The organism is Hymenobacter frigidus, from assembly GCF_014640435.1.
Lineage (GTDB): Bacteria > Bacteroidota > Bacteroidia > Cytophagales > Hymenobacteraceae > Hymenobacter > Hymenobacter frigidus.
This window is the reverse complement of record NZ_BMGY01000063.1, coordinates 1-19,685: the sequence shown is the minus strand read 5'-3', so window position 1 is coordinate 19,685 and position 19,685 is coordinate 1. Positions and strand designations below refer to the sequence as shown.

At 58.8% G+C, this 19,685-nt stretch carries 20 protein-coding genes; 7 read left to right on the top strand and 13 right to left on the bottom strand.

What is annotated here, in order from left to right; translation table 11 throughout:
• Positions 1 to 242: 242 nt before the first annotated feature.
• Together rodA and IEW17_RS19355 are read left to right on the top strand one after the other, a co-directional pair.
• Positions 243 to 1,538 carry a rod shape-determining protein RodA gene (gene rodA, locus IEW17_RS19360; protein WP_188563709.1) on the top strand — a complete coding sequence of 432 codons (1,296 nt, stop codon included), beginning with the start codon at positions 243 to 245 and terminating at the stop codon, positions 1,536 to 1,538.
• Positions 1,539 to 1,609: 71 nt separating this feature from the next.
• On the top strand, positions 1,610 to 2,911 hold the full coding sequence (locus IEW17_RS19355; RefSeq protein WP_188563708.1) for a hypothetical protein: 1,302 nt from the start codon (positions 1,610 to 1,612) through the stop codon (positions 2,909 to 2,911).
• Here IEW17_RS19355 and IEW17_RS19350 read toward each other — a convergent pair.
• Both IEW17_RS19350 and IEW17_RS19345 read right to left on the bottom strand, forming a co-directional pair.
• Positions 2,867 to 3,934, bottom strand: a complete 1,068-nt coding sequence (locus IEW17_RS19350; protein WP_188563707.1) for a hypothetical protein — start codon at positions 3,932 to 3,934, stop codon at positions 2,867 to 2,869. The two genes, IEW17_RS19355 and IEW17_RS19350, sit on opposite strands and share 45 nt — an antisense overlap.
• A complete protein-coding gene (locus IEW17_RS19345) occupies positions 3,927 to 5,135 on the bottom strand; it encodes a DUF8457 domain-containing protein (RefSeq protein ID WP_188563706.1) in 1,209 nt (402 codons plus the stop codon). The genes IEW17_RS19350 and IEW17_RS19345 overlap by 8 nt, the downstream gene beginning before the upstream one ends.
• Before the next feature lie 37 nt (positions 5,136 to 5,172).
• Between IEW17_RS19345 and IEW17_RS19340 the strand changes: the two genes are divergently transcribed.
• The 4 genes from IEW17_RS19340 to recO all read left to right on the top strand — a co-directional run bounded on the left by IEW17_RS19340 (position 5,173) and on the right by recO (position 9,526).
• On the top strand, positions 5,173 to 5,502 hold the full coding sequence (locus IEW17_RS19340) for a 2Fe-2S iron-sulfur cluster-binding protein (RefSeq protein WP_188563705.1): 330 nt from the start codon (positions 5,173 to 5,175) through the stop codon (positions 5,500 to 5,502).
• 153 nt (positions 5,503 to 5,655) lie between these two features.
• On the top strand, positions 5,656 to 6,282 hold the full coding sequence (locus tag IEW17_RS19335; RefSeq protein ID WP_188563704.1) for a thymidine kinase: 627 nt from the start codon (positions 5,656 to 5,658) through the stop codon (positions 6,280 to 6,282).
• A gap of 91 nt (positions 6,283 to 6,373) precedes the next feature.
• Positions 6,374 to 8,740: a type IX secretion system anionic LPS delivery protein PorZ gene (porZ, locus tag IEW17_RS19330; RefSeq protein ID WP_229749150.1), complete on the top strand. Its 2,367-nt coding sequence runs from the start codon at positions 6,374 to 6,376 to the stop codon at positions 8,738 to 8,740.
• A gap of 63 nt (positions 8,741 to 8,803) precedes the next feature.
• A complete protein-coding gene (recO, locus tag IEW17_RS19325) occupies positions 8,804 to 9,526 on the top strand; it encodes a DNA repair protein RecO (RefSeq protein WP_188563702.1) in 723 nt (240 codons plus the stop codon).
• Positions 9,527 to 9,602: 76 nt separating this feature from the next.
• Here recO and IEW17_RS19320 read toward each other — a convergent pair whose 3' ends face one another.
• From IEW17_RS19320 to IEW17_RS19300, 5 genes are all read right to left on the bottom strand, one after another.
• Positions 9,603 to 10,559, bottom strand: a complete 957-nt coding sequence (locus IEW17_RS19320) for an FKBP-type peptidyl-prolyl cis-trans isomerase (RefSeq protein ID WP_229749149.1) — start codon at positions 10,557 to 10,559, stop codon at positions 9,603 to 9,605.
• A 68-nt stretch (positions 10,560 to 10,627) separates the two neighbouring features.
• Positions 10,628 to 11,089, bottom strand: a complete 462-nt coding sequence (locus IEW17_RS19315; RefSeq protein WP_229749148.1) for an FKBP-type peptidyl-prolyl cis-trans isomerase — start codon at positions 11,087 to 11,089, stop codon at positions 10,628 to 10,630.
• A 73-nt stretch (positions 11,090 to 11,162) separates the two neighbouring features.
• On the bottom strand, positions 11,163 to 11,762 hold the full coding sequence (locus tag IEW17_RS19310; RefSeq protein ID WP_188563700.1) for an FKBP-type peptidyl-prolyl cis-trans isomerase: 600 nt from the start codon (positions 11,760 to 11,762) through the stop codon (positions 11,163 to 11,165).
• 88 nt (positions 11,763 to 11,850) lie between these two features.
• Positions 11,851 to 12,894 carry an FKBP-type peptidyl-prolyl cis-trans isomerase gene (locus tag IEW17_RS19305; RefSeq protein WP_188563699.1) on the bottom strand — a complete coding sequence of 348 codons (1,044 nt, stop codon included), beginning with the start codon at positions 12,892 to 12,894 and terminating at the stop codon, positions 11,851 to 11,853.
• A gap of 38 nt (positions 12,895 to 12,932) precedes the next feature.
• A complete protein-coding gene (locus IEW17_RS19300) occupies positions 12,933 to 13,979 on the bottom strand; it encodes a DHH family phosphoesterase (protein WP_188563698.1) in 1,047 nt (348 codons plus the stop codon).
• A gap of 222 nt (positions 13,980 to 14,201) precedes the next feature.
• On the opposite strand from IEW17_RS19300, the gene IEW17_RS19295 reads away from it, so the two are divergent.
• Positions 14,202 to 14,612 (top strand): nucleoside-diphosphate kinase, encoded by a 411-nt coding sequence (locus tag IEW17_RS19295; RefSeq protein ID WP_188563711.1) that lies wholly within the window; start codon positions 14,202 to 14,204, stop codon positions 14,610 to 14,612.
• Between the two features lie 108 nt (positions 14,613 to 14,720).
• Here IEW17_RS19295 and IEW17_RS19290 read toward each other — a convergent pair whose 3' ends face one another.
• The 6 genes from IEW17_RS19290 to IEW17_RS19265 all read right to left on the bottom strand — a co-directional run.
• On the bottom strand, positions 14,721 to 16,007 hold the full coding sequence (locus IEW17_RS19290; protein WP_188563697.1) for a nucleoside permease: 1,287 nt from the start codon (positions 16,005 to 16,007) through the stop codon (positions 14,721 to 14,723).
• Between the two features lie 147 nt (positions 16,008 to 16,154).
• Positions 16,155 to 17,288, bottom strand: a complete 1,134-nt coding sequence (locus IEW17_RS19285; protein WP_188563696.1) for an alkene reductase — start codon at positions 17,286 to 17,288, stop codon at positions 16,155 to 16,157.
• Positions 17,289 to 17,501: 213 nt separating this feature from the next.
• Positions 17,502 to 18,116, bottom strand: a complete 615-nt coding sequence (locus IEW17_RS19280; RefSeq protein WP_188563695.1) for a superoxide dismutase — start codon at positions 18,114 to 18,116, stop codon at positions 17,502 to 17,504.
• A 106-nt stretch (positions 18,117 to 18,222) separates the two neighbouring features.
• Positions 18,223 to 18,654 (bottom strand): nucleoside deaminase, encoded by a 432-nt coding sequence (locus IEW17_RS19275; protein ID WP_229749147.1) that lies wholly within the window; start codon positions 18,652 to 18,654, stop codon positions 18,223 to 18,225.
• A gap of 14 nt (positions 18,655 to 18,668) precedes the next feature.
• Complete coding sequence (locus IEW17_RS19270; RefSeq protein WP_229749146.1) at positions 18,669 to 19,220, bottom strand: hypothetical protein; 552 nt, start codon at positions 19,218 to 19,220, stop codon at positions 18,669 to 18,671.
• 116 nt (positions 19,221 to 19,336) lie between these two features.
• Positions 19,337 to 19,685: transposase (locus IEW17_RS19265; RefSeq protein WP_188563693.1), on the bottom strand; the 349-nt coding region annotated here is incomplete at its 5' end.

The following is a 19,685-nucleotide window of genomic DNA, read 5'->3' as shown; positions in this document are numbered from 1 at the left end:
CGGTGGGAGAGTCGGTCGCCGCCAACCTTATTTCGTAACGCCCCCCGCCGCTTTCACCAGCCGCGGGGGGCGTTTTGCATTCCCCACCTCCCTGGCCCCGTTATACTCCACCCGCCCGTACCCAAGGTATACCGCTACTAGGCACCGGACTTCCCTTAGTTCCTTGTCCTACCTAGGCCCGTTGATGTAGTGTTTGCAGACCAACTGATTGTAAATTTGTCTATTCACCCTTAGCATTGTTTGTGCAAGTTTCACCAGCACGTTATAGTCGTAGTATTGATTGGCTGACTGTTCTGCTGTATGTGGTGCTGGTTGGGCTAGGCTGGGTATGCATTTATGCATCTAGTTATTCGCCTGATGCTCCGTCGAATCTATTGGGGAATATGAGCTTTGATAAGCTCATGGCTTTTAATTGGTTTAAGCAGCTACTGTGGATTGCGACAGCAGTTGTGCTTATTGTGGTGTTATTGGTAGTTGACTACAAGGCTTACGATACATTGGCTTACGCCTTGTATGGTGGGATGATTATATTATTGCTGGTAACAATGTTTGTGGCGCGGCCAATTGCGGGCTCGAGGTCGTGGCTGGAGCTTGGGCCAGTACGATTGCAACCGGCTGAATTCGCGAAGTTTACGACGGCGTTGGCGGCATCGCGGTTCATGTCCAGCATTAATCTGCGCTACCAAAATTGGCGAGACCAATTGGTGTTGGCAGGGATTACCCTGTTGCCACCGCTGTTGATTGTAGCCTCCAATGAATCAGGACAAGCATTGGTTTTTGGGGCTTTGTTGCTGGCCTATTTCCGTGAGGGAATGTCGCCTTTGATATTGTTGCTGCTGGCCGCGTCTGGGGTAATATTGTTGTTGGCGCTACTGGTGCCCAAACTGTGGCTGGTTGCAGTATTTACGGCGATATTACTGGTGGTACTGGGGCTGAACCGCCGGGTGCTGCGGCATCATTTGCCAGTGGCTCTGGGCGTATGGCTAGCTGTGATTGGTATGGTGGTGGGGGTTGATTTTTTCTATAATGATGTCCTCCAGCCCCACCAGCGACAGCGCATAGAAGTGCTTATCAATCCTTCGGCGGACCCGCTAGGCAAGGGCTGGAACGTGACGCAAAGTAAAATTGCGATTGGGTCAGGAGGATTGGTAGGAAAAGGGTTTTTACAAGGGACTCAAACAAAATTTGACTTCGTGCCTGAGCAAAGCACCGACTTTATCTTTTGTACAGTAGGGGAAGAATTTGGTTGGATGGGTAGCTTAGTTGTTGTTGGGCTATACTTAACATTGCTGTGGCGTATTATTTATGTGGCGGAGCGACAAAAATCGGTGTTCGGGCGAACCTATGGCTACTGTGTGGCGAGCGTGCTGTTTTTCCACGTAACGGTGAATATAGGAATGACCATAGGGCTGGCTCCGGTGGTGGGCATACCGCTGCCTTTTTTTAGTTACGGCGGGTCTTCGCTGTGGTCGTTTACTATCTTATTGTTTAGTCTGTTGGCGCTCGACGCTTATCGTAAGCAGGATTTGCTGCGCTAATGGAGAGGCAATGGGTACCGGGATGGGTGTGGACGGCGCTGGTGTTATTGCACTTACTAATATTTTGCTGGGTGCTCAGGGCTGAAAGTTGGAGCTTTCCGGATTCAGGCCGCTACCTACAGGCCGCGGAAAACATCAGGCTGCATGGCGAGCTATATGCGCGGCCCTGGACGGGCGCACAGCCACAAGGGCAGGCAGTGCAGGAATTTACAATCAGAACCTTAGGATATCCGTTGGTGGTGATGGGCTTGGGGCGGGGGAGCTCAAGGCTGTGGACGCTGCTCGTGTTCCAGAATTTATTGAGTATGCTCAATATTGGGCTGGTCCTGACCTGGTGGGCGCGCCGGGCCCAGCCAACAACACGACAGTGGCTGGTAGTCTTGGTGGGCATTACGACCTTTCCAGCCCAATTCATCTACGCTAACGCGGTGATGAGCGAGGTGCTTTTGCAAACGGTGGTTCTAACAATGACCTGGGCGGTGGTGGCCTTCATCAGAAGGCGGCAACTACGATACTTTGCAGTGGGTATGGGGGCCTTGGTCGTTGCATTGCTGATAAAACCGGTTTTTTATCCTCTAGCAGTGGTGCCGGCGGTGTTGGGAATGGTGCTGGTGTGGCGATGGCGCACAGCCCAAAGTTTGGCTATATTAGGGCTGATGCCGTTGGTGGTGGTGGGGATGTACATGGGCTGGAACAAGCAGCGTACGGGCTATGCGCATTTCTCCAGCATTGCGGAAATTAACCTGCTTCATTACAACGCGGCGGGGGTATTGCGCCAAGTAGCGGGCCCAGCAGCGGAGGAAATATGGGTGGCTGGCGTTCTGAATGATGCGTCCGTGCAGCCGAATTTTGCCGCACGGCAGCAACTCATTCAGCGGCGGGCGGGGGCGGTACTGTGGGCGCATCCGTTGGTGTATGCGCGGCAGCATGCCCAGGGGATGGTCACCTTGTTTCTGGACCCTGGCCGATTTGATATCAGTCATCTGGCCGGCTTGGCCGAGCCGGGGGGCGGCGGATTACTGGCGCAGGTACGGGCAGGCGGGTTGTTGCGGGCATTGAGCCACTTACCCGTGGGCTTATTGACCGTGCTGGCGTTGGTGCTGCTGGCCAACGGAATACGGCTGGTACTAGCCGCACGCGGCTTCTGGCGGCTGGGCACCAGCGGCCAGAAGCTGCGGAATGGCCGCTGGATTGCGTTAGGCTTGCTAGTGTATGTGGCGCTGCTAACCGGACCACTGGGTGCCGCAAGGTTTTTGGTGCCGGTGTGGCCGTTGTTGTTGGCCTTTGCGCTGGTGGGCCTGAAGTGGCCTGACGAAGCAGAAGCAGTCTCAGCTGTGAACCAAACGGCGCCAATGCGTGAAGGCCAATGCTAGCGCTGCGCAAAACGCGGGAGCGAATAAGTAGCCCATACGGCCTAAGTCACCGGACAAAAGCATGTGGATAACCACGACAGCAAGCAAGCCGGTTTCGGCCCAACCCAGCGGGGCGTAGAAGGTCGCCGACGGATTGGTAGGCCGGCGCTTCTCCAGCCAAAAAGCCACGGGAACAATCAGCGTAAACAGACCAAAAATGCTGAGCAACTCGCCTAATCCTTTGGGGGAAGCGGCCCGCCGTAGAGAATAAAGTATGTTCCCTACATGCTCCAGGGCGTTGGAAACTGACTGCGTGGCGGGTGCACCAAGGTGGGTATCGACAGCATAGTGCACGGCCAGCAGGGCCAGTAGGCCGCCCGCCAGCGCCAGCAGCTGGCGGGGCCAAGCCAACGTATGGCGACCGAACCAGAACAGCCACGGCACCAGGAATAAGAATGACTCCTTCGACAAGGGACCCAGCACAAGCGCTAGTATCAGGGCCCAGCTGCCGCGAGGGCCGCGCCGGACTGCGTAATAGCTGAGCCCGAATACCAACAGGTAGAGGCTGTCGGTAAGCGGGAGCCCAGCCGCATACTCAGCCCATCGGCTGGTCAAGATGGCCAGCATAGCCAGGATAGCTGCTTCCGGGGCCGCGCCAAGCTGGCGGGCGGCGTTGTACCAGCAGGCCCCGGCGGCAGCCAGCAACAGGCAGTTGACCAGATAAAAGGCGAAACGTCGGGGCCATAGCCCGGCCGGGCGCTGAGGCCATACCCGGCCATAAAGCTGAGCTACCGGGGCTGCTACCACGGCCGCGGCCGCCGGAACCAACACACGGTAGCGGTGGGTAATGCGAATGCTGTCGAAGCGGCCGGCGGCCATGCTCAAGTAGCTGCGCGTATCGGGCGAGTGCGAAAAATCGAAGTGCACATACATCGGATACGCCAGGTTGGCGAGGGCCGCTACGGCCAGCAGCCACGGCAGTAGCCAACGCCGGACCCGCTGCCCAGCCCCTGGTGCGGGCGCAACGGAGTGGGGACTAGGCAAATTTGCGCTCAATGAGTTTCAGGAGCTTGCTAACGTGCTCCTCCTTGCGGCTCCAATCGTAGCGTTGCGACAGCGCCCCCGTAACGTGGGCCCGCGCCTGCTCAGCAGTAGTCAGCGAATCAAGGTGCTGAATGGCGGCGTGGTAATCCATGTTTTCGCCCCCGAATAACTCATTGATGAAGCTAAAGCGCTGGTTGATGGAAATGGCCTCGCGCAAGGTTTCAACTTTGGTAGCCGCGCGCTCAGCCAAGGAAGCAGGTGCGGTGGTAGCGCGCAGCGTATCGGCTAGAACGGGGGCGCTGGGCTGGCCCGCTTTCAGCTTTTCATGAAGCGGGACGCTGGTTGTTTCCTGGTTGGGTGGGAGGAAGACAGGCGTTGGGGCCGGGCTTGTGGCTGAAGCCGGCGCGGGTACAGTAGTGGCTGATATAGCGGGCGCAGCGACTGGCTCCGGGGCGGGCGGGAGCATTGGCGGTACCACGAAAGTGGGCGGGGCCAACGGCTTGGGCTCGGGCACCGCAGCCGGCAGGGTAGGCTCAACGGGAGGAGCAGGCGAGATGGCCGAAACCGGACCATCCTCGAGCAAGTCGGCGGTAGTGAGGGGCAAGAGTGTACTCAGCTCCTCTACCAAACGCTGCAAGGGCTGGTGGGCCTTGTAATTGGCCGCGCGGTAAAGCTCGAAACGGTGAATGAGAAATTCGCGGCTTAGGTCAGTACCCACGGGCAAATTGTCGATAAAGCCCTGAAAAAAGGTTTTGTCGATATCCAGGTAGCGAAGATTATCGCGCAGACCTGCCAAAGTGGGTGTTTCGGCAGTGCCCAGGAGTAGGCGCTCGAAGCTGCCGGCCGGGTCGGCCACAATGCTCAGCGTGTCGGCAGCAGCTTGGGCGAGCAGGGGCTCATAGGCCGCGCGGCCCAGGCGAATGTGGCGCGACAGCACGTTCATAAACTGGGTGAGCGCGGCCTGTACGGGCGCGGCCTCAAAGTCGAAATAAGCACTGCGGAGCTGGGCCGTTTCGGCCTGCCACTGCCCCAGCAGCTGACGGATTACCAACAGATTGAGCTGGCGAACGGAAGTGAATTTGAGCACCGCCGGGCCATCGAGAGTGGCAGTGGGCTGGGGGCCGAAGTGCTGGTCGCAGAGCCGGGCGGCCAAGCGGCGGCCGTATTGCGCGCACTTGGTGGGGCTATATTTGTCGTTCATAAAAAGGCCGGGTTTCGGTGGCCGAAGTTAGGCACAAATGGCCCTGTTAACGATTGAAAACTTGCCCGGCGCGACCGTAGAAGTGCCCGCCGGAGCCACGCTGCTGGCCTCGCTGCAAGCCGCCGGGTACGACTGGATGCACGCCTGTGGGGCCAAAGGCCGCTGCACTACCTGCCGCCTGGAAGTGCTGGTGGGCCTGGAAAACCTGAGCCCACCCACCGATGCCGAGCTGCGCTACCGCGCCGCCGGCCGGCTGCTGCCCCACGAGCGCCTGGCCTGCCAGGCCCGGCTGCCCGCGGGCCAAGTGGTGGGCCGGGTGCCCGCTGCCACCCAGCTGCCCCATCAGCAGTACCTCGAAACGACTTAGCTCCGCCTAGTCGGTTTTAGCGGTTCGTAAGCCGCGGAGTAGCCGACCCACAGGTGGTCAGGCAATTCGCCAAATAAGGTGAGAAAGGCTGCGGCGTGCTGGGCGGTTCGTTCCTAACTTTAGATTTCCAAACCCTCCCAAGCCCGCTATCCCTTGTTTATTGAACCCCGCGTCGGCAACCGCCACAATGCCTCCCGCCGGGGCTGGATTGAAGTGGTGTGCGGCTCCATGTTTTCGGGCAAGACCGAAGAACTGATTCGCCGCCTCACCCGCGCCCGCATTGCGCGGCAGCGGGTCGAAATTTTCAAACCTTCCCTCGACACCCGCTACCATACCGAAGACGTGGTGAGCCACAATGCCGCCCGCATTCGCTCGACGCCGGTAGCCGTGGCCTCAGAAATTTTATTGTTAGCCGCTGGGTCCGACGTGGTGGGCATCGACGAGGGCCAGTTCTTTGATAGCTCCTTGGTTGATGTGTGCCAGCAGCTGGCCAACAGCGGCATCCGCGTCATCGTGGCCGGGCTGGATATGGATTACCTGGGTCGCCCCTTCGGACCGATGCCCGATTTGCTGGCCACGGCTGAGTATGTGACGAAGGTGCACGCCGTGTGCGTGTGCTGCGGCGAAATTGCCACGTATTCGTATCGCGTGGTTGCCAACGAAAGCCAGGTAATGCTCGGCGAAACCGACTCGTACGAGGCGCGGTGCCGGCCCTGTTTTCTGGAGGGAATTCAAGCCAAAGCCCCGGCCCCGGAAACGCATTCTACGGCCACGCACTAAACCATCGGGCCAGGCGTTGGCTGAAGCAGCCCTGCGGCTTCTATCCCTTACTTGAGTCTTTGCTGAGCGTATGTCCTACCTTTTCCGTTGTTTGCTCGGGGTTGCCGGGCTGTTGTTAATTGCTGGTTCGGCACGCGCCCAGGGCCCCGTGGGCTACGGCGACTGGCAGCTGCACCTGCCCACCAACCGCCCTTTGCGCCTGGCTGATGCCGGCGACCGGCTCTACGTGGCGACCGAAAACGCGTTCTACTTTCTGGATAAGAAGCAGAACACCACGCAGGTGCTCTCGCGTCGCGACGGCCTGAACGACGTCAAGGTAGCGGCCCTGGCCTACGATTCAGTGAGCAAGCAAACGGTGGTTGTTTATGCCAACACCAATATTGACGTGCTGCGGCCCAACGGCAGTGTGCGCAACCTGAGCGACGTGCTGCGTAAGTCGATTCAGGGCAAAAAGGAAGTGTATCGGGTTTCCATCAGCGGCACCAAGGCCTACATCTCGACCAGTTTCGGCATCGTGGTGCTGGACCTGACGAAGCTTGAAATCAGCGACACGTACAGCAATATTGGGACTGGCGGCACGGTGGCAGCGGTGTACGATGTGACCATCGCCGGTACTACCGTCGTGGCCGCCACTTCCGGGGGGCTGCTGCGGGCCTCGTTAACCAATAACCTGCTCGACTACCGCAACTGGATTTTGGACCAGCAGCCGATACCGACCGGTCCCGCTACGCCCAACGCGTACCGGGTGCTGGCCACGTTTGCCGGGCAGATTTATGCCGGCGTTGATGACCCGGGCTTATCCCTTTACAAGTTCGTTCCGGCGTCTGCAGGCACGCTTAATAGGTGGCAGCCGGTGCCGAACACCTACACCGTACAGTTTCGCACACTACGCGCCAATGTTGCCGGTTTGTATATCACCGACGATACTTATGGGGTGCGCCGCCTCGACCGGAATGGATTGGTAACAACGGTTGTACCACCCCGGCCGGGCACCTTCACCACCGATGCCGTGCGCTCCCGCGATGGCAGCCACTACGTGGCAAACTATGAGTTGGGCCTGCAGTGGGTGCGGCCCGGCCAACCCACGGAGGTGTTTGAAGCGAATGGGCCGGAAAGCAGCAATTCATTTGGCCTGCTGGCCGATGCGCGTTCTAATAAAGTAAATGTATTTACCGGTGGCTATTCGGAACGCTACTTCCCGTTTGGCCGGCAAGCAGGATTCTACGAGTACGCCGACGGACAGTGGACCAATGTGACCAGCCTCAAATTGCCGGTTGCTGCTTTTCCGAACCCAATCAATGTATCGCGGGGCACCCGTACCCCCGACGGTACGCTCTACATAGCTAATTTCGGAGGTGGATTGCTGGAATGGAAAGGCCCGGGGCAGTTTCGTCGGTTTACGTCTACTGCCGCGAGTGCCCCTGGCAGCCCCATTCTGCCGTATGCCATAGCTGGTAATGACCGGGTTTCCGATGTCACGTCAAACGCCGAAGGCAATGTTTATGTCGTGAATCCTCACGGCGTACCTAATACCTCGGGGTTGTACGTTTTTACGCCCAGTGCTAACACTTGGCGCACTATCCCTTGGGTGCCCAACTTCGAGAACCTCGACCGCATCACCCTGGATGACCAGGGGTTGGTGTGGGCGACAGTCGCCCGCAAGCCGAACAATCCCAGTATTTCCGGTCAAACCGAAGGCGGCCTTTTCGTTATTGACCCTAACGCCGCTACCACCCAACGGCCGCGGTTCTTTAGCACATCAGCAGGTTTGCCGGATAACCAGCTGTACGAAGTAGTAAAAGACCGTCGCGGCTACATCTGGGCCGCTACCATCAAAGGCGTGGCGGTGTTCAACGACCCCAGCGGGCCATTCGGGGCCGATGCAAAGTTCACCCTACCCTACGTGCGGCGCGGCGAAGGCAAGGACTTCCCGGTGCTCTTCACGGAGGCCGTGCGCACCATGGCCGTTGATGGCGGCGACCGCAAGTGGTTTGGCACCGACCAGGGCCTGTGGCTGTTCAGCCCCGATGCCGACGAGGCTCTGATGCACTTCACCAAGGAAAACAGCCCACTGCCATCCAATCGCATCGTGGACGTGAAAGTGAACGACAAAACCGGCGAGGTATGGGTGGCCACCGATGCGGGCGTAGTCGCCTACCGCGGCTCGGCCACCATCACCGAAGGCGACCCAAAGTGCACCGCCGTATTCCCCAACCCCGTACGCCCCGATTTTTCGGGCACAGTAGGCATTACCGGCCTGGCCAACAACGGGTTGGTGAAAATTACCGACGTGGCGGGCCACTTGGTGTACGCGACCAAAGCCAATGGCGGGGCCGTAACCTGGAACCTGACCAATCCCGACGGCCAGCGCGTGCGCTCCGGGGTGTACCTCGTACTGTCGTCGGACGCCGACGGTAAAAACGGCTGCATCAGCAAAATCGCCGTACTCAGCAAATGATTGGGGCTGTGCTGATGAGTTCAGGCAAGCACCTCAGCGCCTTCAAAAATCAATTCCTAATCAATGCTGCTTAAGACCCGGGGCATCGTCCTCAGCTACCTCAAGTACCGCGAAACCAGCATTATTGCCCGCGTATATACCGAGCGGCTGGGCGTGCAGACTTATATCGTGAACGGAGTGCGCAAGGCCAAGCCGCCCGGGCGCATCGCCCTGTTTCAGCCCTTTACGCTCCTCGAACTGGTGGCCTACGTGGCGCGGAACAGCGGGGGGCTCACCCGGCTGGCCGAGTTTCGCTGCGCCGAGCCTTTCCAGACCCTGCCCTACGAAGTGGCGAAAAGCAGCGTGGTGCTATTTCTGTCCGAAGTGGTGGGCCGGGCCGTGCGCGAGGAAGAGCAGAACGAACCTCTGTTTGCTTTCCTGCACGACTCTATTCTGGCTTTCGACCAGCAAAGCATGGGTAGTGAGAATTTTGGCCTCACCTTTTTGCTGCGTCTAGCCACGTATCTGGGCTTTGGCGTGAGTTCGGGCGGCGAGCTCACCGACCAGGTGATAATGGCCGGCCACGCGCCCACGGCCCTGGGAGCCGTTGGCCCGGCCACGCTGCGGCTACGCGAGTTCGACGGGTACTTCGATGAGCTGCTGCGCGACCCGGCCACTAGCACTATCCCCAACGGGCGGGTGCGGAACGAGCTGTTGCATGTCCTCATTCGCTACTACCAGCTGCACGTGGAGCAGATGGGTGAAATTCGCTCGTTGGATATTCTGTCGCAGGTTTTGGCGGAGTAGAGAATAATCAACAGGAATGAAACAGCCCGTCATGCTCAGCATGGCGGGCTGTTCTGGTATCAGGTGTGACGGCGACTTACTTAAAGTCGACCAATTCCACATCGAAGCGGAGCACGGCATTGGCCGGAATATCGGCCCCGGCCCCGCGGGTGCCGTAGCCCAGCAGCGAGGGAATAAGCAAAATGGCTTTGCTGCCTTTGGGCAGCATGGCAATGCCCTGGTCCCAGCCGGCAATAACCTGACCCACGCCCAGTGGAAAGGCAATAGGCTCGTTGCCGTGCTTCGCCGAAGAGTCAAACTCCTTGCCGGTGGTCATCACCGTGCCCTTGTACAGTACGCGCACGGTCTGACCCTTTTTGGGCGGCAGGCCCTTCCCAAGGCGGGTGACGACGTAGTAGGTGCCGCCCACCGTTTTCTTAGCCACCAGCTTGTTCTTTTTCAGGTAGGCCTGAATCAGGGTTACGTCCTTCATCGTTTGCGCAATAGCGGCCCGTTGCGCTTGCTCCGAATACTGAGCCTTCAGCTTCTCCTGATACGCTGTCATCTCAGCCACCGAAAGCAGTTGGCGGGCGCTGGCCAGCACCACCAGGCTATTGCCGCTTTGGCGGATAAACGACGGCACCGGCTGCCGAAACGTCTTGGCAAACACCGTGTCGGCCGGGAAGCGGAACACGGCGCTGTCGCCGGGCAGCAACAGGCCCAGGGCTTCTTCCAGGCTGCCGCGCACAGGCTCGGTGGGAAGCGCCACGGGTTGCGGCGTGGGCTGCATCCGGCGCGAGTTCATCAGCACCGAATCGCGGCCCGTACGGAACTCCATGTATACCGTAAGAATCATGCCCGCCCGGCTGGCGTAGGGAGCATCAGCAGGCGCAAGGGCCCGGGGTTGGTACTGCCCACTGGCATTTTTGCGGAAAATACGGTATTCGGTGCCGGTAGGTAGGCGGGTGAACTCCGCACCCGGCGTTTGTGCCTGGGCAGACTGTCCCAAAGCCAATAGCGCACTCACGGCGCTGATAAGGAAGATTCGCATCATGGTAAAAAATGGGGGCTTAGCCGGCTCCGGGCATCCAAAAAAATGGCGTGTAGCCATGAGTAAATGCCTCAGCGCACGCTCACAACCTGCAACTCAAATACCAGCGCTGTGTTGGGCGGAATCAGGTAACGGGTGTAGTCGTCGGGGTCGCGCACGCCGGTGGCTCCGTAGGCCAGCGCTGCGGGTATCCAGGCGCGCACCCGTGAGCCGGCCGGTAGCAACGGCAACAGCTCGTCCCAGCCCGCAATCACTTCCTGGCGCCCCACCCGAAACCGTATTGGCCCACCCGAAGCGGCAGTGGCATCAAAAATATGCCCATCGGGCAAAAAACCAGTGTAGCGCACCGCCACACGGCTGCCCGGCCGGGCCTGGGCCCCTGCGCCGCGCTCATGAAACACGAAGCGCACCCCGCCCCGCGTCGTTTGCGGGGTGAGGTGCGCCGAATCGGGAAACGCAGTAGTAGTGGCGGGAGCACTGGGCGTGGTGGGCACGGCGGGCTTGGTGCCCGGCTGGGCGTGTGCCACTGCCACGGCCAAAGCCAATAGTAGCCCCAGCAAGCTTGCCTTGCGGCTTATGCCAACAGTGCCTGCCACGGTCAACTGCTTAAAAAACCTCCAGAACTTCAACATCAAACATCAGGGCCGAATCGGGCGGGATGCCCGTGCTACCAGCCGGGCCGTAGGCCAGACGCGAGGGCAAAAGCAGTAATTTGCGGTCACCGGTTCGCATCAGCAGCAGCCCTTCGTTGAACCCGACCCGGAGGAGAGGGTCGCCAGTCGTGAATACGGCGCAGCCGCAGGTCGTACCCTTATCCGCCGAATTATCAAAAATGCTGCCCTGCGGGAAGCTGGGATTACCGAACGAAGCCGGGTAGCCCGACGACCCGGGCTGCGCCCCATTACTCAAGAAACGGCCAATATACTTCATGCGCACTCGTTTGTTATTCGTTACCGGGATGCCTGTACCCGTGGTAATAGGTACCAGATACAACCCGGAGTTAGTGCGGGTAGCAGTGCTTATCAGATTGTTGCGGGTCAAGTAGTTGCGAATCGTGTCCTCATCGATGCGGGTCATCTTTTCTTCGTGTTCCCGCAGCACCTTGGTCGAAGCCGTTTCGGTATTGCAGCTCCACAGGGCCGGGGCGGCCAGTAGCAGGCCGGCCAGCAGCACCAACAGGCGTGAGCGAAGCAAAATATTTTTCATGGCAAGGGGGTGAAAAGATTTCGGCCAACGGGGCCTGGGCAGCTGCGCCGCGCCGCCCGTTGGCCGGAATCAGGAAACACGGTAAGGATTATTGAACGTCAACCAGTTCTACCTCAAAGCGCAGGGGCGCATCGGCAGGAATGTCGGCGCCTGCCCCGCGCGTGCCATAGGCCAGCGAGGAAGGAATCAGCAGAATGGCTTTGCTGCCCTTGTTGAGCAGCGCAATGCCCTCGTCCCAGCCCGGAATAACCTGGCCCTGGCCGATGGGGAATTCGATGGGCTTGCCGGCTTTATCCGACGAGTCGAACAGTTTGCCACTCAGCAGCGTGCCGTTGTAATTCACGCTCACCGTCTGGCCAGGGGTGGGCTTGGCGCCGGTGCCGGGCTTCAGCACCTGGTAGTAGATGCCCGAAGGCGTTTTCTGCACCGTGAGGTTGTTTTTCTTCACGTAGTCTTGCAGCACGGCGTCGTCCTTTTTCATTTGCGCCTGCACGGCTGGAGCAGCCATCATTTTGGCTTGAGCCGCTTTCTGCTCCGCCATTTGCTTGGCGTACTCGGGCGAGGCCATGCGCTGCTTCATTTGGGCCGCCTGGGCGCGCTTTTGCAGCTCGGGCTGTAGGGCCTGGGCCTCGGCTTGGGTGATGAGCTTGTCGGTGGTGGCCACACGCAGCACCACTACGTTGCCGCCATTGCGCAGGAAATTCGGCACCTTCTGGCCCGAGCTAGCTTTGATGAGCGAATCAACCTGGAAGCGGAACACGCCGCTGTCGCCGGGCTGCAGCATGGACAGCGCCTCGTCGGGCATGCCTTTTTGCTTCAGCTCCTGCAAGGGCAGGGGCACGGGCAGGCCCACGTCGCGGCGGGTGTTTTGCAGTACCGAATCTTTGCCGGTCAGGTATTGCATGTTGCCCAGCAGGAACTTGCCCACCCGGTCTTTGTAGGTCGGGTCGCCATCGGGGCCGATTTCGCGGCGCTCGTAGCTGTTGCCAACTTTCTTGAAAATCTTGTATTCGATGCCTGACTTAGTCTTGGCAAATTCACCACCGCCTTTGTTACAGGCCGTGAGGGAAGCGAAGCTCAGCACGCCGGCCGCCAAGGCCAGCTGCCGCGCAGAGCGGGAGGAAAAACGCATGAAATTAAAAGAAGTGAAGAGTCTGATACGGTTCAAAGTTACGCTATTGGCGGCGCTACCGCGGCAGGTATTCCCGTAAGTTGCTCCTTATACTCGGGCAAGATGCCGAGGAAGCGCTCCACGGTTGCATCCAGGGGCTGGTAGCTGATGCCGCCGGCGGCATTGTGGTGCCCGCCGCCATCAAAATGCCGCCGCGAAAAGTCGCTCACTGAGAAGCTGCCTACCGAGCGAAAGGATATTTTAACGGCCACGCCCCGGTCGATGAATACGGCCGCAAACTTGATGCCCTCGATGCTCAGCGCGTAGTTTACCAGGCCTTCGGTATCGCCGGTTTTGCTTTGGTACTGGCGCAGCTCGTCCTGCGTAATCGCAATGTAGGCGGTGTTAAACTCGCGGTTCACCACTAGTTTATCCTTCAGCACGAAGCCCAGGAAGCGCAGGCGAATTTCGGAGTGCGAGTCGTAGATGCGGCGGTGCACCGACGACAAATCGATGTTGACCTTTAGCAGCTCGGCAATAATCAAATGCACGTTGCGCGAGGTGCTGGGATGGCGAAACGAGCCCGTATCGGTCATGATGCCCGCGTAGAGGGCTTCGCCAATGCCTTTGGTGATGAGGTCCTGGTGGCCGAGGTCGCGGATAATCTCGAAAATTAGCTCGGCCGTAGCCGCCGCCGTGGGCACCGAAAAGGTGATGTCGGCAAAAGCCTCAGGCTCCTGATGGTGGTCGACAAGCACCTTGGTGCCGTTGGCCTGGCGGATGTACTCGCCCAACTCGTTGATGCGCCCCAGGCAGCTAAAATCGAGGCAGCAAATAACTTCGGCGCGGGTAATAAGGTCGCGCACCTGCCGGTCGTTCTGGCGCTTGTCGTACACCACCACTTCGTCGTTGCCCTCCATCCAATCCAGAAACGCCGGATAGTCGGACGGCGTGACCACCGTCACGTGATGGCCCTTTTGCTTGAGGTACCCCGCCCAGGCCAGCGAGGAGCCCAACGCATCGGCGTCGGGTTTGTGGTGGGTAGTGATAACAATTTGCTTGGGTTGCGCCAGCAATGCTTGCAGGGCGGAAATGGAACTAGACATCGACAACGATATTGGCCCTACAACAGAACTGAGGGCCGGTGGCTTATGAATAATCGGGGCGGCAAAAGTCGGAAGAAATCCGTTCCCAACAACAAACTCTCCCCGGAAGGTTCGCCCAAAGTCGGCGAACGGCCCCCCAGACCAGGCTACTGAAACCCTTGGGCTTTATGGCTACTTTTGTGGTTCAATAACTTTTTCAACCCCTACTTCCCCGCTCAGTTTATGGCCACCAACCGCACATTCACGATGATTAAGCCCGATGCCGTTCAGGAAAGCCACATTGGTGGTATCCTGGGCATGATTGAGGCCGGTGGCTTCCGCATCGTGGAGCTCCAAAAAATTAACCTTACCGCTGAGCGCGCGGGCCAGTTTTACGCCGTGCACGCCGAGCGTCCTTTCTACAACGACCTGGTGAAATATATGTCGAGCGGTGCCATTGTGGCCGCCGTGCTCGAGAAGGATAACGCCGTAGCCGACTTCCGCACCCTCATCGGCGCCACCAACCCGGCCAACGCTGAGGAAGGCACCATCCGGAAGAAGTATGCCAAGAGCATCGAGGCGAACGCCGTGCATGGCTCCGACTCCGACGAGAATGCGCAAATCGAAGCTGATTTCTTCTTCGGTTCGAAGTAATCCGAAGCGAAAAGCGGCAAAAAGCCCGCTCTGCAGTGCGCAGAGCGGGCTTTTTCTTTGTGCCAAATGCAGACTATTTTTATACCAATCTTGTATTGTCGAGCTTATTTAGGGCTGCTCAATGGAGAGTAGCGGCTCGGGGTGCAGGATTTCCTCAGTTGGTTGGGTGGTGTGTTTGTGCTTGAAAATAATGACAAACAACACCGCAATAACCAAGGAGTAGGCGGCAAACGTGAGCCAGATGTTGGGCCAGTCTTTGGCCCCGCTAGCGTCGGTAAAGTACTGCTGGATAATGATGCCGCTCAGCGAGCTGCCCAGCACGGCCCCAAAGCCGTTGGTCATCATCATAAACAAGCCTTGCGCGCTGGCCCGAATGCTGGGCTGCGTCTGGGTTTCGACGAAGAGGGAGCCGGAAATATTGAAGAAGTCGAAGGCCATGCCGTACACGATGCACGAGAGGATAATCATCCAGAGGCCCGAGCCGGGGTTGCCGTAGGCGAACAGCCCGAAGCGCAGTACCCAGGCTATCATGCTGAATAACATGACCTGCTTGATGCCAAACCGCCGCAAAAAGAAGGGAATGGCCAGGATAAACAGCGTCTCGGAAATCTGTGAGATTGACATAATGATGGCCGGGTACTTTACCGTCAGGGTGTCTTGGTAGGCCGGGGTCTTGTCGAAATCGTGCAGGAAGGTGTCGCCGTACGCGTTGGTGAGCTGCAGGGCCGCGCCCAGTAAAAGGGCAAATACGAAGAAGGTGGCCATCTTCCGGTCGCGCAGCAGCGCGAACGACTTGAGGCCCAACACGTCGAATAGCGAGCGGCTCGACGACCCTTGCGAGGTGGGCGGGCACTTGGGCAGCGTGAACGAATACAGCCCCAGCAGAATGGCCGCGCCGGCGGCTACGTAAAACTGGTTGGCTGATTTCTCAAAACCGAGCAAGCTCACTGTCCACATCGCCACAATGAAGCCGATGGTACCCCACACACGAATGGGCGGGTAGTCCTTCACCACATCAAGGCCTTCGGCTTTCAGCACCGAAAACGACACGGCGATGGAGAGCGAGAGCGTCGGCATGTAGAAAATCATGTTCAGCAGCATCACCCAGAACATGGTTGTCGGGTTGTCGACCAGCGGAATGGTAAGCAGCGTGAGGCCGCCCAGAATGTGCAGAATGCCGTAGAGCTTTTCCGCGTTCACGTACTTATCGGCCACGATGCCCATGAGCGAGGGCATGAAGATGGAAGCAATGCCCATGGTGGAGAAAATGGCACCAAACTGCGCGCCAGACCATTGTTTCGTTTGAAACCAGTAAGCGCCAATCGTTATCAGCCACGAGCCCCAGATAAAGAACTGGAGGAAACTCAGGATAGTAAGGCGCAGCTTCGTATTCATGCGGAGGACGGGGCAAAACGGGTGGGATAAGAATAAAGCAGGGGCGGGGCATAGGCCGCGATTGTCAAAGATAAATAAAAAGCCCCTGCGAAGCGCCCGGTTGGGGGCACGCTTCACAGGGGCTTGAATCAGTGACTGAAGGCCGGCTTACGCCTCGTAGCTCGGCGAGAACGTGCCTGCGGGCTGGCCATCGGCCGTGGGGTAATCGGTGTAGCCGTCGGCAAAGCCGTTGGGGCCGGGGGCGTAATAGGTAGCTTGGTCGCTCTCGGCCAGGGGCTGGCCGGTCTTCAGGCGTTCCACGAGGTCGGGGTTCGAAATGAAGGGACGGCCAATGGCCACGAGGTCGGCGCGGCCGCTTTCCAATGCTTTCTCGATGTGCTCAAGGGTGGTGTAGCCGCCGCTCAGGATGAGCTTATTGGTGAATTTCTCCCGGATGATGTCCACCGTTTTGGCGGGTACGGCCGGTGCGCCCATGGCCTCGTGGTCGACGAGGTGCAGGTACACGACGCCAATTTTTTGCAATTCCTCGGCCAGGTAGGCATAAGTTTCGTCAATCTCCGGGTAGTTGGCCATGTCGTTGAACACGCCCCAGGGCGAGAGGCGGATGCCGGTGCGGTCGGCCCCGATGGCTTCGGCCACGGCGCGGGTCACTTCGAGCACGAAGCGGGCGCGGTTTTGCACGCTACCCCCGTATTCGTCGGTGCGCTGGTTGGAGCCGGGGTTCAGGAAGAGTTCGAGCAGGTAGCCATTGGCGGCGTGCAGTTCCACTCCGTCAAAACCAGCTTCCAGGGCCAGTTTGGCGCTATTCACGTACTCGTCGCGCACTTTGGCGATTTCCTCCAGGCGCAGGGCGCGGGGCGCGGGCTGGTCCTGCATCTGTTTCTCGTCGGTCCACATCTGGCCTTTGGCGACAATGGCGGAGGGCGCAATGCCTTCAGCGCCCTCGGGCAGGTTGAGCGGGTGGAATACGCGGCCAGCGTGCATCAGCTGAATGAAAATATGGCCGCCGTGGTGGTGCACCGTTTCGGTGATGCGCTGCCAGTTGGTGGTTTGTTCCTGGTTGAACAGGCCGGGAATGCGGGCGTAGCCCAAGCCATCGGCCGAAGGCGAAGTGCCTTCCGTGATGATGAGGCCGGCCGTGGCGCGCTGGCGGTAATACTCAGCCATTAGCTCGTTGGGCACGTTGCCCAGGGCGCGGCTGCGCGTCATGGGGGCCATTACGAGGTGGTTGGTGAGGGTGAGGGGCCCCAGTTGGGCGGGCTCGAATGCTTTCTGTGACATAGGATGAGAAGGCTGCGGTGCGTATGCCGCAACGACGGGTTGATGGAACGCGAATTAAAAGCAGGTACGTACATGAATTGTTTCCGTTGTCCGTGTTGCCTTTGTGTGAGCTACGCTGCTAACTATTGGATGAAGCAGAAAAGCCCGCCCCATGAGGTGGAGCGGGCTTTTCTGCTTCATTAACCACAGCCAAATTAGCTGCAGTAATAAAAATCAGCTGGTGTAAGCGGCGGCAAAGCGCTTGTTCACTTCATCCCAGTTGATGAGGTTGAAGAAAGCGGCGATGTAGTCGGGGCGACGGTTCTGGTATTTCAGGTAGTAGGCGTGCTCCCACACGTCGAGGCCGAGCATGGGCATGCCCTTGCAGCCCGAGTCGGGCATCAGCGGGTTGTCCTGGTTCGGAGTCGAGCAGATTTGCAATGAGCCGTCGGCCTGCTTGCACAGCCACGCCCAGCCCGAGCCAAAGCGCGTGGTAGCAGCTTTGGTGAAATCTTCTTTGAATTTGTCGTAGCTGCCGAAGTTTTTGGTGATGGCTTCACCAATTTCCCCGGTAGGCTGCCCGCCGCCGTTGGGCGCGAGGATGGTCCAGAATAAGGAGTGGTTGAAGTGGCCGCCACCGTTGTTGCGCACGGCCACGGGAGCCTTGGCAATGTTGTGCAGAATCTCCTCGATGGTCTGATTCTCCATCTCGGTGCCCGCGGTGGCCGCGTTCAGGTTGGTCACGTAAGCCTGGTGGTGCTTGCTGTGATGGATTTCCATGGTCTGCGCGTCAAACGTGGGTTCGAGCGCATCGTAGGCGTACGGGAGTTTTGGGAGTTCGAAAGCCATAACTAAAAAAGGGTTTGGGTGGTGAAGAGCGTATGAGGTACCCAGCTTCGGAACAACTAACAGCAGGCATGGTTGCGCCGGAGGGGTACTCAATCCCAAAAGTAGATTATTTACGCTTCAAACTGAAGAAATCGCGCATGAGCGCCGCGCATTCTTCGGCCTGCACCCCGCCGCGCAGTTGCGTGCGCGGGTGCAATAGCTGCCCATGCCGCCGAAAACCCAATTTAAGCTCATCGGCCCCGAACACGACAGCTTTAAGCTGAGCCCAATAGCTGGCTCCGGCGCACATCACGCACGGCTCCACGGTGACGTAGAGGGTGCAGTCGGCCAGGTATTTATTGCCGAGGTGGTTGGCGGCGGCGGTCAGGGCCAGCATTTCGGCGTGGGCCGTCACGTCGCGCAGCCGCTCGGTCTGATTGTAGCCGCGGCCAATTATCTTTTTCTCGAATACGACCACAGCCCCGATGGGTATCTCATCGGCCGCTAGCGCCTTGCGGGCTTCGGCCAGCGCCTGCCGCATGAAATAGTCGTCGGTCATGGCGCGAGTAGTACTTATTTCAGCGCAATGGCCCCCATCACGGCTTGGGCCGTGGGCTGCCATTGGGCCTGCTCATCGGCGGGGGCCACGAAGGTGAAAACGTACATCTGGTCTTTCACAATGGCGTACTGTACCGTTTGGTAACGCTTGATGGGAGCCAGCTGGTTGCCAGTGCGCCGCGAGTCCGACACCGTCGACACAAACTCAAAATAAATAAAGTCACGCCCGTTCACGGTGCGAATGTCTTCCTTCAGAAAATCAACCTTGGTATAAAGCCGCTGAATACTGGACTTGTAAATTTTGAGTAGCACCGCGTAATCCATGCTCTCGAAGGTGGTGGGCCGCACCGCCACGCTGTAATCGACGCGGCCACTGGGGTTGGAATACACGGCCAGCGGCTTGCGGGGCGAAGGGTATTTCACGGCAATGCCGTCATCGGGCAGCGGCGCAAACGTGGCAGGCACGCCCACCGAAAGCCCGGAGCCCAGCTTCACGGTGGTGAGCTTGGGCTTGGGGCCGAAAGCGGTGAGGGCCAGAAACAGCAGCAGAAACGAGGTGATTTTCATAGGAATTGGAAGCAAAGCCGGAAGTAAAACACGCAACACTAGCAACAGACAAAAGAACGCCATGCTCATCTGGCGTCCGCGTGGCCGAAGCATCTCGTGCGGGGTAGATATACTCGTCACGAAGCAGTTTGCGAATCGAGAACATGAAATTTACGGGTTAGGAGGGACGCGAGGTCTTGGCCAAACTCAGGAAGTCGGTCGAAGAAGTCGAGGACGGCCGTGCGGAACTGGCCCTTGGTACGGTAAAAAGTGGTGTTGATAATCTTCTGGCGCAGGTATTTCCAGAAGCGCTCAATCAGGTTCAGGTTGGGCGAATACGGGGGCAGAAACACTTGACAAATCGGCTTATCGGCCAGCCAGGCCCGCAGTTCCCTGTTTTTGTAGTAGCGGGCGTTGTCACACACGACGTAAATACGGGCTTTGTCGGGGTGGGCGGCCAGCAGCTGCTCGTACAAGCGCTTCGTG